The sequence below is a fragment of the Halobiforma lacisalsi AJ5 genome (assembly GCF_000226975.2).
GTDB classification, from domain to species: Archaea; Halobacteriota; Halobacteria; order Halobacteriales; family Natrialbaceae; genus Natronobacterium; species Natronobacterium lacisalsi.
Map to the genome: position 1 here is coordinate 3,646,052 of NZ_CP019285.1, position 13,023 is coordinate 3,659,074.

Annotated in this window: 13 protein-coding genes; 6 read left to right on the plus strand and 7 right to left on the minus strand. The window is 68.4% G+C overall.

Going from position 1 to position 13,023, the window contains the following annotated elements; all coding sequences use genetic code 11:
• The first annotated feature begins 29 nt into the window (after positions 1–29).
• Genes CHINAEXTREME_RS17715 through CHINAEXTREME_RS17735 form a run of 5 tightly spaced genes read left to right on the plus strand, consistent with a single transcriptional unit; the run spans position 30 to position 3,342 of the window.
• Positions 30–410, plus strand: coding sequence for an urease subunit gamma (locus CHINAEXTREME_RS17715; protein WP_007142521.1), 381 nt, complete (start codon positions 30–32; stop codon positions 408–410).
• On the plus strand, positions 410–1,030 hold the full coding sequence (gene ureG, locus CHINAEXTREME_RS17720; RefSeq protein WP_007142522.1) for an urease accessory protein UreG: 621 nt from the start codon (positions 410–412) through the stop codon (positions 1,028–1,030). The genes CHINAEXTREME_RS17715 and ureG overlap by 1 nt, the downstream gene beginning before the upstream one ends.
• Positions 1,027–1,965: an urease accessory protein UreD gene (locus tag CHINAEXTREME_RS17725; protein ID WP_007142523.1), complete on the plus strand. Its 939-nt coding sequence runs from the start codon at positions 1,027–1,029 to the stop codon at positions 1,963–1,965. Before ureG ends, CHINAEXTREME_RS17725 begins: the two co-directional genes overlap by 4 nt.
• On the plus strand, positions 1,965–2,636 hold the full coding sequence (gene ureE, locus CHINAEXTREME_RS17730; protein ID WP_007142524.1) for an urease accessory protein UreE: 672 nt from the start codon (positions 1,965–1,967) through the stop codon (positions 2,634–2,636). Before CHINAEXTREME_RS17725 ends, ureE begins: the two co-directional genes overlap by 1 nt.
• A complete protein-coding gene (locus CHINAEXTREME_RS17735) occupies positions 2,620–3,342 on the plus strand; it encodes an urease accessory protein UreF (protein ID WP_007142525.1) in 723 nt (240 codons plus the stop codon). Before ureE ends, CHINAEXTREME_RS17735 begins: the two co-directional genes overlap by 17 nt.
• Before the next feature lie 23 nt (positions 3,343–3,365).
• Here CHINAEXTREME_RS17735 and CHINAEXTREME_RS17740 read toward each other — a convergent pair whose 3' ends face one another.
• A complete protein-coding gene (locus tag CHINAEXTREME_RS17740; protein ID WP_007142526.1) occupies positions 3,366–3,791 on the minus strand; it encodes a winged helix-turn-helix domain-containing protein in 426 nt (141 codons plus the stop codon).
• Positions 3,792–3,960: 169 nt separating this feature from the next.
• On the opposite strand from CHINAEXTREME_RS17740, the gene CHINAEXTREME_RS17745 reads away from it, so the two are divergent.
• Entirely contained in the window at positions 3,961–4,515 is a 555-nt protein-coding gene (locus tag CHINAEXTREME_RS17745) for a hypothetical protein (RefSeq protein ID WP_007142527.1), read from the plus strand.
• Positions 4,516–4,551: 36 nt separating this feature from the next.
• Here the strand turns inward: CHINAEXTREME_RS17745 and CHINAEXTREME_RS17750 are convergent, their stop codons facing one another.
• The 6 genes from CHINAEXTREME_RS17750 to CHINAEXTREME_RS17775 form a co-directional block, all read right to left on the minus strand.
• Complete coding sequence (locus CHINAEXTREME_RS17750) at positions 4,552–5,526, minus strand: aldo/keto reductase (RefSeq protein ID WP_007142528.1); 975 nt, start codon at positions 5,524–5,526, stop codon at positions 4,552–4,554.
• 233 nt (positions 5,527–5,759) lie between these two features.
• Complete coding sequence (locus CHINAEXTREME_RS17755; RefSeq protein WP_007142530.1) at positions 5,760–6,239, minus strand: hypothetical protein; 480 nt, start codon at positions 6,237–6,239, stop codon at positions 5,760–5,762.
• Positions 6,236–8,722, minus strand: a complete 2,487-nt coding sequence (locus CHINAEXTREME_RS17760; RefSeq protein ID WP_007142531.1) for a penicillin acylase family protein — start codon at positions 8,720–8,722, stop codon at positions 6,236–6,238. Before CHINAEXTREME_RS17760 ends, CHINAEXTREME_RS17755 begins: the two co-directional genes overlap by 4 nt.
• 91 nt (positions 8,723–8,813) lie before the next feature.
• Positions 8,814–10,007 (minus strand): ABC transporter permease, encoded by a 1,194-nt coding sequence (locus CHINAEXTREME_RS17765; RefSeq protein WP_394295313.1) that lies wholly within the window; start codon positions 10,005–10,007, stop codon positions 8,814–8,816.
• Positions 9,997–12,036, minus strand: coding sequence for a hypothetical protein (locus CHINAEXTREME_RS17770; protein ID WP_007142533.1), 2,040 nt, complete (start codon positions 12,034–12,036; stop codon positions 9,997–9,999). Before CHINAEXTREME_RS17770 ends, CHINAEXTREME_RS17765 begins: the two co-directional genes overlap by 11 nt.
• A complete protein-coding gene (locus CHINAEXTREME_RS17775) occupies positions 12,033–12,998 on the minus strand; it encodes an ABC transporter ATP-binding protein (protein WP_007142534.1) in 966 nt (321 codons plus the stop codon). Before CHINAEXTREME_RS17775 ends, CHINAEXTREME_RS17770 begins: the two co-directional genes overlap by 4 nt.
• Positions 12,999–13,023: the final 25 nt, after the last annotated feature.

Here is a 13,023-nt window from a genome sequence, read left to right on the forward strand (position 1 = left end):
CGCTCGAGCCACCGCGGGGAGGTGAGCCGATGGGCATGAACCTCTCTCCGAAGGAGATGGAGCGACTCACGGTATTCATGGCGGCCGAACTCGCCCGCCGGCGGAAGGACCGCGGGGTGAAGCTCAACCACCCCGAGACGGTCGCGTACATCTCCGACTGGGCCTGCGAGGCCGCCCGCGAGGGGAAGTCCGTCTCGCGGATCCGCTCGGAGGCGACCCAACTGCTCACCCGCGAGGACGTCATGGAGGGCGTCCCGGAACTGGTCGACATGATACAGGTCGAGCCCGTCTTCCCGGACGGGACGAAGCTCGTCACCATCCACGACCCGATCCGGGCCGACGACCCGGAGCAACTCGAGACGGTCGATCCGGCGCCGGACGCGGACCTCGAGACGGAGGGGAGCCGCTGATGGGGTACCGAGACGTCGCCAAGGTCGGGCTCGGCGGTCCCGTCGGCTCCGGGAAGACGGCGCTCGTCGAACGGCTCGTCCCCGAACTCGTCGCCCGCGATTACGACGTCGGCGTCATCGCCAACGACATCATGACTCAGGAGGACGCCGACGTCTTCCGGGAGTCGTTCGCGGACCTGCTGCCCGCCGACCTCGTCGCGGGCGTCGAGACGGGCGCGTGTCCGCACACCGGCATCCGGGAGGACCCCTCGATGAACCTCGCGAAGATCGACGAGTTCACCGAGCGCCACCCGGACCTCGACGTCGTCCTCGTCGAGAGCGGCGGCGACAACCTCGCCGCGACGTTCAACCCCGAACTCGCGGACTACTTCCTGTTCGTCATCTCGGTCGCGGAGGGCGAGGACATCCCCCGCAAGCGAGGGCCCGGTGTCACCCAGGCCGATCTGCTCGTGGTCAACAAGACCGACCTCGCGCCCCACGTGGACGCCGACCTCGAGGTGATCGAGGACGACGCGGCGGCCGTTCGAGGAAACGACCCGTTCGTCTTCACGAACTGCAAGGACGGCACGGGCGTCGACAGCGTCCTCGAGCACGTCGAACGCGAGGTGCTGTTCGCATGAGCGCCGATTCGCGTCCTGCGGCGGCCGTCCGCCCGCCGATCCCGCCCGCATTCGAGACCTACGCGGACGAACCGCTCGCGCAGGCTCCCGCCGCCGGCCCCGGAAAGAACGGCTTGCTCGAGGCGACCTTCGCCCGTCGCGGGGATGGCCCGACCCGCCTCGTCCGGGATCGGGTCGAAGTCCCGTACCACCTGACGGGCACCCTCGAGACCGACCCCGCGCCGGGACTGACGACCCTGGTCGCCCAGGAGCCGACCGGCGGCGTCGCCCAGGGGGATCGCCACCGGATCGCGCTGGATGCTCGAGCCGACGCCCGCGCTCACGTGACGACCCAGAGCGCGACGAAGGTCCACAGCATGACCGACAACTACGCCCACCTCGACGCCGCCCTGCGGGTCGAGTCCGGCGGCTACCTCGAGTACCTCCCCGGAGCGACGATCGTCAACGAGGGCGCACGCTGTCTCCAGACCGTGACGGTCGACCTCGCCGAGGACGCTCGCGCCGTCGTCGCCGACGTCCTCGTCCCGGACGGGTTGAGCGATCACGAACCGTTCAGTTTCGATCACTACCACGCGCGCCTCGAGGCCGAGCGCGACGGGCAACTGGTCTGTGCCGACGCCGTCGACCTCCGCCCCGACGAGCGCGACCCGCGAGACCCCGCCAGCGTCGGCGAGGACGGCGTCGTCGGCTCGCTGTACGTCTTCGCGCCTCCCTCGAGCGTCGACGGGCTCCTCGCGGACGTCCGCGACCGGCTCCCGGATCGCGACCGCGACGCCGTGGAGGCCGGCGTCTCGACGCTCCCCCGCGAGTCCGGGGTGATCGTCCGGCTGCTCGGCCGCCGCGAGGCGGACGTGACCGAAACGCTGCGGGCCGCGTGGGACGCCGCGCGGCGAACCCTGCTGGGGGTCGGCGTACCCGCCGACCGGCGATACTGATGGAGCGAATCGACGGCATCGTCGGCAACGTCCACGCCGACGACGACCTCGTGGCCGCCCGCGACGCCCACGACGAGCGGGGCACGCTCGAGCGCGTCGTCGTCGACGCGGACGAGCGCCGCCGGTCGCGGTTCCGGGCGACGACCGACGCCGGGACGGACGTCGGCGTCGTGGTCGATCGCGCCGCGGTATCGGCGGGGGACGTCCTCCACCTCACTGACGAGCGGATGATCGTCGTCGCGTTCGAACCCCGGGACGCCCTCGCCGTCGACCTCCCTCGGGCGACCGACGAACGGCTCGAGGCGGCGATCGAACTCGGCCACCGGATCGGCAACCAGCACTGGGATCTGGCGGTCGAGGACGGCGTGGCGTACGTCCCGCTCGCGGCCGACCGACACATCGTCGAGCGGGTGGTATCGGACGTGGTTCCGGGATCGACGGTCAGCGAGACGACCGTGGAGGCAGACCTGTTCGTCACGGACGCCGACGGAGCGAAGGCAGGGCACGGCCATGGCGGTGGTCACGAACACGGGCACGAGCACACCCACGACCACGATCACTCCAGCACCCACGACCACGATCACTCCGGCACCCACGACCACGATCACTCCAGCACCCACGACCACGGCGACGGCGACCACTCACACACCCACCATGACCACGACCCCTGATCCCGACGCGAGCGCGTTCCTGACCGCGCTCCGCCTCTCGGACTCGTTCCTGCCGGTCGGCGGGTACACCGCCTCCTACGGCCTCGAGCAGTACGTCAACGAGGGCCGGATCGAAGACGGCGACGACCTCCGGGAACTGCTCGCGGCCTACCTCCGGCGGATCGTCGGTCCCTGTGAGACCGTCGCGCTGGCGAACGCACACGCGGCGAGCGCCGCTGGCGATCTCGAGGCCCTGCTCGCGGTCGACGAACGGCTCCACGCGGTGACGATGCCCCGGGAGTTCCGCGAGAGTTCGACGAAAGCGGGGGCAAAACTCTGCGAGTTACTGGTGGGCGACACGACCGACGGGGCCGGGAACGGCGACCTCGAGAACGCGGTCGCCGACGCGGTCGCGACCGACGCCACGCCCGGTCACTACCCGGTCGTCTACGGCGTCGTCGCACAGCGACGAGGGCTCTCGCGGCGCGAGGCGTGTCTCTCCCACGCCTACTCGTTCGTCACGGGATTGCTCGGCGCGGCCCAGCGACTCGGGCGGTTCGGCCACACGGAGATCCAGGCCGTGCTCGAGGCGCTCGAGCCGATCATCGCCGAGGTGTGTACGCGCCACGTCGACGACGAACCGGCCGCGATGGCCTCGTTCGCGCCGCTCGCGGAGATCATGGGCATGCGACACGAACGGGCGGGCCGGCGGCTGTTCATGAGTTGAGTTTCCGATTCCGTTTCCGACTCTCACTCGCGGTCCGGCCGCGGCGCGTTCTCGTATTTGACCATCTTCTTCGGCTTGTCCGAGATCGTCTCGTAGATCCGCTGGAGCGTCTCCTCGGCCTCGAGCAGGTTGTGCGCCTCGAGGAACGCCCGGCCCTCGTCGGTCAGGCCGTAGAACTTCCAGGGGTAGCCCTGGCGGCGCTCGTCTTCGGGCAGGGTGACCTCCTCGACGATGCCCGCCTCGATCAGCTTCTGGACGTGCTTGTAGACGGTCGCCTCGCTCACGCTCGGATTCAACTGCTCGAGTTCGTACATCGAGGGCAGTTGCTCCGGGTGCTGGAGGATGTTGCTCACGATGGCAAAGCGGGTCTCCTGCGTGACGAAGTGGAGGAGTTCGCGGGTCTCAGCTTCCGTCTTCGATCCCCCACCGACGCCCGCGTCGGTACTCATGGGGCTACGTACGGAGCCGATCACCAAGTAGTTTACCCTGGAGTAAACCACCCTGGGGTAAATTACTCTCGCGTAAGCTGGTGGTTCGACCCGCCCCGATCCAACGGAAACTTTCGGAAACGGAACCAGTGGGGTAAATGCTATTTCCGTACCGTCTGAACGTAACTCCATGACCGACGAGTCGCCGCCCGTTCCCGACGACGTCCTGACGAGCGTCACCGACCGTCTCGAGGACGAGGAACTCTCCCTGGCCGACAACGAGGAACTGCTCAAGGCCCTGAGCGACCTGGCGCCGCTGTACGAGCGCGAGCGGTCGTACTTCGTCCTCGGGAACTACGACCCCGAGCAGCGCCGCCGCCTCGAACTCGTCGTCGACCGTCTCGAGCGCCGGGAGGACACGTACGCCTTCCTGATGTCCGACGTCCGGGGCGGCTGGGACAACGGCATCCAGAAGTTCTGTCTGCTCGCGGACATGGTCACCCACGTCGTCGGTGTCGCCGAGCGGGAGCCGAGCGGCTTCCTCGTCGAGCAGGGCCTGCTCGTCGGCAGCGAGGAGTACTTCGACAAGAGCCACGTGCTCAAACGCACTTATCCCGACGCCGACGAGGATCACCCTTACGGCTGGATGGAGGACGCCGTGTTCGAGTTGCTCGAGGCTGAGGACCGACTCTACGAGTGGCGGACCGAGGACGACCTCCTGGATGCGGTCGAACGGATCCCCTGACGCGACCGTCAGGCGCTCGCCCGACCCGACACCCGCTCAGGAGTGACCCGACACCGCCACCGGCTCGTAGGGCTCCTCGAGGTAGGCGATGTCCGAGGCCGACAGCGAAATCTCGAGCGCCTCGACGGCTTGCTCCAGGTGCTCGACGCTCGTCGTCCCGACGATCGGCGCGTCGACCCAGTCTTTGTGCAGTAGCCACGCGAGCGCGATCTGGGCCATCGTCACGCCCTTCTCGGCGGCCAGTTCGGCGACGCGCTCGTTGATCTCCCGGCCGCCGCCCTCGCGGTAGGGGTGGTCGTAGAGGTGTTCCTCGGTCTCGCCGCGGGTCGTCGCGTCGATCTCCTCGTGGGGCCGCGTGAGGTAGCCCCGGGCCAGCGGCGACCACGGAAGGACGCCGACGTCCTCCTTCTCACAGAGGGGCAGCATCTCGCGTTCCTCCTCGCGGTAGACGAGGTTGTAGTGGTTCTGCATCGTCCCGAACCGCTCGAGGCCCAGCCGATCGCTGGTGTACAGCGACTCCGCGAACTGGTGGGCCCACATCGAGGACGCGCCGACGTACCGGACGTGGCCCCGACGGACTGCGTCGTCCAGCGCCCGCAGCGTCGTCTCGATCGGCGTGTCGTCGTCCCAGCGGTGGATCTGGTAGAGGTCGATCGTGTCCATTCCCAGCCGTTCCCGGCTGGCCGCGAGTTCCTGCTCGATGGCCTTCCGCGAGAGCCCGCCCGAATTGGGGTCGTCCTCGCGCATCTGGAAATACCCTTTCGTGGCCACGACCGACTCCTCGCGGTAGCCCTCGAGGGCGTCGCCGAGGATCCGCTCGGATTCGCCCTTCGAATACATGTTGGCCGTGTCGAAGAAGTTGATTCCGAGGTCGATCGCTCGCTCGATGATCTCTTTGCTCTCGTCCTCGTCGAGAACCCACTCGCGCCAGTCGCTCGAGCCGAAACTCATGCAGCCGAGACAGAGCCGACTGACCTCCATGCCGGTCGAACCGAGCGTCGTGTACTCCATGGACAGCGGTAGAACGACCGGGTAAAAAACGGTGGCTGTCCCGGCGATCGGTCGCTCCGCTCCGTTACGTTTTAGTTCAGCAGTTCAGTATTGCATACTGACGTATGGCGGACGAACACAACGATCGAGACGCGAACCGAAACGACGACCGAGGCATCGTTTCGCGAATCAAGAGCGTCTTCAGTCGCGACTGATCGTTCGTTCGGCCGCCACCGGCCGAGTGGCGTCGTTTTTTAGCGAACCAACCTGATCAGTGACCCGAATACCGGGAGCCCGAGCGCCGCCCCGACCGCAACGTAGACGATCGGCGTCGTCTCCGCCGCGACGACCGCCGAGTCGCCGAGGGTCGCCGCGAAGACGGCGAGGACGAGGACGCCGAAGCCGAGTCCCCCCAGCACGGCCCGCTTGGGCGTCGCCGAGACGAGTCCCACGAGCGCGCCCCCGACGATCAACCCGAGCCAGTGGAGCCACGACAGCGCGAGGCCAACGGCGACCGCGACGAAGAGCGCGACGGCGTGGACCGTCGAGTCCGTCCGAACCCGCTCGAGGCCGTCCTGGTGTTGCCGATCCGAGGTTCGAGTCCCGACGTTTGCCTCGCCGGTGCGCTCGTCGGTTGCGGGTTCGACGTTCCCGTTCTCGTTCCCGTTCCCGTCGGTCCCGCGTTCGCTCTCGTCGGTCGGCTCGTCCGCGGCCGGCGAGTCGCTCGCGGTCATTGTGATCCCTCCGTCTCTGCCGCCTCGAAGACGACGTCCGGATCCCCATCATCGACCGAGCGATCCATCGGTTTCTGCTCGCCGTCGAGCCACGCCTCGAACTGGTCGTCGTAGTGTTCGGAGAAGTAATCGCCCGAGTTGCCGCCGGGGAGGATCGCCGTCGCGTCGCCGCCCGGTTCGACGACCATGCGCCAGCTCGAGCCCACGGCGTCGTCGACGCGGTAGTTCTTGACCGTCGCCGCCGAGCCGTCGGCCGGCCGATCGTCGTAGTCCAGAAACGGTGCCTCGACGCCGAACGGATGCTCGATCGGACCGGTCGTGTTCCGATCGCCGTAGGTCTCCCATCCTTCCTCGTCGATCTCCGCGAGCGCGGCCTCGAGCGCGTCGACCATGCGTTCGGGCCGCGATCCGTCGAACCAGTCGCTGTCGGCAGGCAACGTTGCGAGCACCCAGTCGTTAGGGTAGTACGACTCATCGAGATCGGCGTCCTCGAACGCGGGTTCGAAGACCTCCCGCCGGAAGCCCTCGAGCCAGCGGTCGAAGACCAGCGCCGAAGATGAGTCCCGTTCCATGCGGTAGTCCCAGTCGGCGAGCTCGTCGGCGGCGTCCTCGAGGCCGTCCGAGGCCCCGTCGTGGCTCGCGACGGCGTCGACGAGGTCCGGGACCAACTGCGCGGCACGGCCGTCGTAGGTGTCGTCCTGCAACTCACGGTGGAAGTCGTGGTCGGCAGGCTCGCCGGACTCGAGGCGCTCGTCGAGCCGTTCGTAGATCCGGCCGCCGCGGTACGGCGTGGCGTATGCGACCCCCACGTAGTGGTTGGGGTCGTCCACGACGCGCTGGTTCGCCGTCGCGAGGACGTCTGGATCGATCGCGTGGGGTTTCTCCTCGAAGGGGACGAACCCGTCCCACGAGGACTCGCCGAACGGGGTGAACCCGGACCACTCGCCCTCGCCGGCGGAGCCGTCGAAGAGCCGGTTGCCCGAGACGGGATCGCCGTCGATCCGTCTGATCGGAAGTTTCCCAGTCACGTAGTACATCGTTCGCCCATCCGCGTCGGCGTAGACGAGGTTCTGTGTCGGCAGGTCGAACTTGCGGGTCGACTCGAGGAGATCCTCGAGGCCGTCGCTGCGCTCGAACTCGTAGATGGCTTCGGTCGTCCGTGTCGCGGTGTGGCCCGTCCAGGCGACGCCGACCGTCTGTCCCTCGCGCTCGAGGACGGGGCCGTGAACGGTCTTCTTGATCGTGAACGTCCGGTCCTCGCCGTCGGCGACCGGGATCGCCCGCTCCTCGGTCTCGAACGCGCGCCACTCGTCGCCGTAGCGGTACTCGTCGGCGTCGGTGCTCGAGAGGCGCCGGTGGCCCGCACTCGAGCCGTCGTCGCCCCGCATCTCGTACTCGTAGCAGTCTAGCACGTCCGCGCCGACGTTCGTGAACGACCACGTCCCCGTTTCGTTCGCGCCCGTGATGACGAACGGGACCCCCGGGAACGTGGCACCGCGGACCGACGTCTCCGGCGTCTCGACGTGCTGTTCGTACCACAGCGGCGGCGTCATCAGCGTGAGGTGGGGGTCGTAGGCGACGAGCGGGCCGCCGCTGTCGGTGTGCTCGCCCGAGACGACCCAGCTGTTCGATCCGACCCCCGTAGGCGATTCGAACCGTGAGAGCCAGCTCGCCAGTTCCCGGTCGACGGCGTCGGTCTCGAGGGCGCCGGACCGTGAGTTCCTGGTCCCGTCGTTCCCGTCGTTCCCGTCGTCCTCATTGTCACCGTCGAGCCGCTCCCCATCGACCCTCTCCCGCAGGATCGGCACGTCGTGGTTCAGTCGCTCGGGATACAGTTCCTCGAGGGCGTCCGCGCCCAGCCGGTCGGCGATCACCGCCCGACGGAGTTCGCCGAAGTTGCCCGTCAGGTCCCACGAGATCTGTTTCTCCATCAGGATCGTGTCGACGGGCGTCCACTCGCGGGGCTCGTAGCCCAGCAGTTCGAACTCGAGGGGGAGTTGCTCGGTTTCCATCGCGGCGGTGACCCCCTCGGCGTACGCCTCGACGAGCGGCCCCGCGGGGGTGTCCGCGACGCGCTCCCACGTCGCCTCGGCGGCCCCCGCGAAGTCCATCGCCACGTGGAACGCGTCGTCCTCGAGGGTGGCCTCGCCGACGAGTTCGGACAATCGGCCGCGCATGACCCGCCGCTGTAGATCGAGCTGGAAGGCCCGGTCGAACGCCTGGACGTAGCCGACGGCGAAGTACGCGGCCGCCTCGTCGTCGGCCTCGATCGTCGGCACGCCGTACCCGTCGTACCGGACGGTAGCGTCGCCATACGGGTTCTCTACCGACTCCGACAGCTCCCTGTCCGCGGCGTCCCACGCCGACCCCGACAGCGGCGCGAACGACTCGAGGAGTTCGCTCGCGCCGCTGACGGTCAGCCCCCCGACGCCGGCGGCGAGCGCGCCGGCGAGTAGTCCTCGACGCGTGGTGTCATTGCTCACGATTACCGTCCCCTACGTCTCTCCGATCCTACATAACTCTGCTGTCGCCGCGGTCCGATCGCCACCTCTCCCCGTCCGGCCCGAAAGAGGGCTACAGGTCCGCCGGATCGACCCGTTCGACCGTCGCTCGGACCGCGAAGAACGCACCGACGCCGAGCGCTCCGTAGAGCACGAGCAACAGCCACGTCGTGACCGTCGCGCTCCCGAGCCCGAGCTTCGCGACGCTGTTCGCCGGGTGCTCGGGCAGGAGCGTCGACACCACCAGCGCGCCGACGATGGCGACCGAGTACAGCAACTGGGCCTGTCTGCGATCCGGCGCGACGAGTGCGACGACCGTCCCGAGGCCGACGACCAGCAAGGCCAGCGCGGCGACGAGCCCGATCAGTGCGACCGGGTGGGCGACGGTCGTCCCGTTGACCGCCAGCAGGGCGAGCCAGGCGACGGCCTGGACGGGCGCGAGCGCGGCCGTCGCAGCGAGTTTCGCGTCGACTACGTCGCCCAGCGACAGCGGCGTTACCCGGAGCAACTCGAGCGTACCCCGTTCGCGTTCCTCGACCAGCGAGTCGACGACGATCGAGCCGCTGATGAACGCCGGCAGGAACAGCAACAGCGGCAGCAGGATCGTGTACGTGAACCCGACGTACGGGCTCGCGTCGACCTCGTCGGGGACCGATAGCGGGAGCGACTCGAGCCGGTCCGCGTTCCCGACGCGTTCGGCGTGTTCGACGGCCTCGAGGGTCTCCCGGAGCTGGACGACGAGCAGGGTCGTCTCGATCCCCTCCTCCGGCGCGGCGACGTCGACGAGCAATCGTCCCTGATCGTCTCTGGTGGTCTCGAGGACGGCGGCTACCTGTCCGTTCTCGAAAGTGCCATAAGCCGCGTCACGGTTGTCGTATCTGACGGTATTCAGCCCCTCCTGTTCGTCGGCCGCGGCCTCGAGCGCCGCCCGGTCCTCGCCGACGATGGCGACGTCGATCTCCTGACCGCCGAGCCCGTCGGGATCGTACATGGAGACGAAGCCGACGACGAGAAACGAGGAAAACGCCGCGATGAACAACTGGATCGCGATCGCGAGCACGATCGTTTTTTCGGAGCGCAGCGAACGCAGTTCCCGGCGGACGACGGCCATTCGGGGCCCGAACCGGGACTCGCGCCCGGCGCCGCTCGCGGCTGCGTGTTCGGACGGTTTCGGTGGGTTCGGTCCCCGCTGGATGGAGTCCGCCGAACTGCCAATATCGTGGCCCGTCTCGTTCGAGTCGCCTCGAGACGGCTGATCACGCGACAAGGAGGATCACCCCGAGGTTGTAGCCGACGTGAACGGCGGTTGCGACCGCCAGCGCGACGGCGTAGCTCGTTCGACCGCGGGTCGCGCCGGCCGCTGAGACGACCGCCGTCACCACGTGGAGTACGAGCGGCGCGAGCACGATGCCGGCGAAGACGAACGGGCCGTCCGCGACCGCCGGGGCCGCCGTCTCCGGCCCAAAGGCCGCGACTGCACCCTCGAACTCCTGGAGGCCGACGAGCTGGATGATCTGGGTCGCCTTCTCGGCGACGAAGAACGCGGCACCCGAGAGCGTCCCGAGAACCGCGGCGACCTCGAGTGTCGGTTCGAACCGGGCCCGACTGAAGCCGGCGTAGACGTGGATGCTCTTCGCGACCTCCTCGAGGACCGCCGCGACGACGAGGATGATCGGGACGGCCGCGAACGGGGGTGCGGCGAACAGCAGGGCGACCGTGAGCAACTGGGCCGCGAAGACGAAGGGGAGAAACACGACGGAGAGGACTGGAACGCTACGTTTCCCCCGAACTCGGACCGCGATGGCGTCGACGACCTTCGACGGCACCGGCTTCTGGGCGAACATGTCCTCCTCGCGGTAGGTGCCGATCCCGAGCAGGAAGAGCACCGCGGCGGTGAGATACGCCGGTCCGGTCGAGACGAGGTACGCGCCGAGCGTCGGCGTCTCGCCCTGGAGGTCCATCACGACCAGCGTCAGCGGCGAGATCAGCGCGATCGGGGTGACGTCCGTGAAGATCGCCGGGATGAACGCGTAGGTCGTGAGCCCGACGCTGATCGCGACGGTGACGAAGGTCAGTTCCTTGAACGACCGCGCGAACATCGCGCCGGAGAACGTGGCCGCGAGGAAGAGGAGGGCCACCGGGAGGGTGGCCGCCACCGACAGCGGCCCGCCATCGATGGCGACCGTGATCGCGACGACGATCGCGACGAGTGCGCCGAGGTACGGCACCGTCTTGCCCGCGACGATCTCGCGGCTCGAGGCCGGCGAGACCAGCAGGAGTTCGCCCCGGCGGTTGATCCGCTCGTCCATGATCGTGCTTCCGTAGGCCTGGATGACGAAGTTCATCGGCACGACGAACAGGAACGCGAGGACCAGCGACCGGAACGGGAATGGCGGCGAGAGCGTGCTCGGCGACCCGGGAACCGCAACGGCCCCGTCCGAGGAATCCGCGACGCTCGGCGTCTCGGTCTCGAGGTCGGTCGTGTTCGTGTCACCGTCGGAATCGCTGCCCGCGTCGCTGCTTTCGCTCTCGCGTTCGTCTCCGTCTCCCTCTCCGCTCCCGCTTTGGGTGCCGCTCGAGTCGGTGTCCCCGGTAGCGTCGCCACCGTCGGCGCTCCCGCCGCCGTCTGTCCCGGCCTCCGTCCCGTCTCCGTCTTTCTCCCGGGTGTCGGTGGCCTCGCCGTCGCTGTCGCCGGCCGAGTCGGCTGGCGCGCCAGCGTCTTCGCCATCGCTCGAGGGCTCGATCGCCCCCTCGAAGCTCCGGTCCTGGTAGTCGATCTCGACGAGCACCGGGTAGGCCGCCGCCTCGTCTTCCTCCTGAGCCATCAGCCCCTCGTTGTACCGGTCGATCGCGTCCCGAAAGGCGTCGTAGGCGGCCTCGCCGTTCTCCCCGACGTAGCCAATCTGCCCGTCTTCGATCACGACGTCGACGTCCGGGTCGTCGGCGGCGTAGACCCCGTCGAGTCCGCTCTCGTGGAGCGGCACCGTCCTGAACTGGTCGCTCGCGGCCGCGACGTCGTAGTACGGATCGTCTTCGTCGACGCCGACGACGTAGATCTCGTCCTCGAGGCCGAGTCCCTCGTCGGCGACCGAGAGCCCCACGGTCGCGACCGCGATGGCAACCACGGCGAGGACGAAAAGCGTCTTCCGGTCGACAGTCCCGGTCGTCCGCGAGACTTCCCAGCGGGCGACGCGAGCGATTCTCGAGACCGACTCGAGAACGCGTCGGGCGCGTCGTCGGAGGGCACCGGGACCGTCGCCGCGGTCGCCTTCGCCGGACTGGTGATCCCCGCTCACGTATCGACCACCTGCTCGCGCTGCCCGTCGGCGCGTTCCTGTTCCGCTTCGCGCCGCCGTTCGGCGTTCTCCGCGTCGCCGCTTGCCACCTCGAGGAAGACGTCCTCGAGACTCGGCGTCTCCGTCTGGATGTCGGTCACGCGGCCGCCCCGTTTCTCGACGGCCGTCCTGATCGACTCCACCGCGTCCATGTCCGCGACGACGTGGCGAATCCCCTCGTCGGCGGGTTCGGCCGAGACCCGCGAGACCGCATCGCTCGCGTCGACCGTCGCGTACACGTGGTACTCCGTCCCGCCGTGGTCGTCGCGGATTCCCTCGAGGGTGCCCCGGGCGACGATCCGGCCGTCGTTCATGATGACGACCCGGTCGCAGACGCTTTCGACGTGATAGAGGTTGTGCGCGCTGAAGACGACCGTCTTGCCCTCCTCGCTCAACTCCTCGGTAAACTCGATCACGTGGTTGGTCGTCAGCGGATCGAGCCCGGAAGCGGGTTCGTCGAAGATGAGGACGTCCGGATCGTTGATCAGCGCGCGGGCGATCGCGACCTTGCGTTTCATTCCCTTCGACATGTTGCCGATCCGGCGGTCGCGGTGTTCGAGGTCGAGCCGATCCAGCGACGATTCGATGCGGTCGGCCGCAACGTGGCCGGGCACGTCGTAGAGATCCGCAAAGAACTCCAGATAGTCGGTCGCGGTCATCTCCTCGTACAGCGGGGACTCCTCCGGGAGGAACCCGAGCCGCCGTTGCATCGCCCGCTCGCCGGGCGTGTGTCCGGCAACGACGGCGGTCCCTGCGGTCGGTTCGACGAGGCCGGCGAGCATCTTCAGCGTCGTCGTCTTCCCGGCGCCGTTGGGTCCGACGACGCCGAACACCTCGCCGCGTTCGATCGAGAAGCTACTGCCTTCGACGGCGGTGAACCCGTCGTACTCCTTGCGGAGCCCCTCCACTTCGAGTATCGCCATTCGTTGGTCGATGGAGGGAGCGACT

Excerpts from the sequence above, each read along its gene's own strand:
- CHINAEXTREME_RS17715 (WP_007142521.1), top strand. The coding sequence starts at position 30 with ATGGGCATGAACCTCTCTCCGAAGGAGATGGAGCGACTCACGGTATTC.
- ureG (WP_007142522.1), top strand. The coding sequence starts at position 410 with ATGGGGTACCGAGACGTCGCCAAGGTCGGGCTCGGCGGTCCCGTCGGC.
- CHINAEXTREME_RS17725 (WP_007142523.1), top strand. The coding sequence starts at position 1,027 with ATGAGCGCCGATTCGCGTCCTGCGGCGGCCGTCCGCCCGCCGATCCCG.
- ureE (WP_007142524.1), top strand. The coding sequence starts at position 1,965 with ATGGAGCGAATCGACGGCATCGTCGGCAACGTCCACGCCGACGACGAC.
- CHINAEXTREME_RS17735 (WP_007142525.1), top strand. The coding sequence starts at position 2,620 with ATGACCACGACCCCTGATCCCGACGCGAGCGCGTTCCTGACCGCGCTC.
- CHINAEXTREME_RS17740 (WP_007142526.1), bottom strand. The coding sequence starts at position 3,791 with ATGAGTACCGACGCGGGCGTCGGTGGGGGATCGAAGACGGAAGCTGAG.
- CHINAEXTREME_RS17745 (WP_007142527.1), top strand. The coding sequence starts at position 3,961 with ATGACCGACGAGTCGCCGCCCGTTCCCGACGACGTCCTGACGAGCGTC.
- CHINAEXTREME_RS17750 (WP_007142528.1), bottom strand. The coding sequence starts at position 5,526 with ATGGAGTACACGACGCTCGGTTCGACCGGCATGGAGGTCAGTCGGCTC.
- CHINAEXTREME_RS17755 (WP_007142530.1), bottom strand. The coding sequence starts at position 6,239 with ATGACCGCGAGCGACTCGCCGGCCGCGGACGAGCCGACCGACGAGAGC.
- CHINAEXTREME_RS17775 (WP_007142534.1), bottom strand. The coding sequence starts at position 12,998 with ATGGCGATACTCGAAGTGGAGGGGCTCCGCAAGGAGTACGACGGGTTC.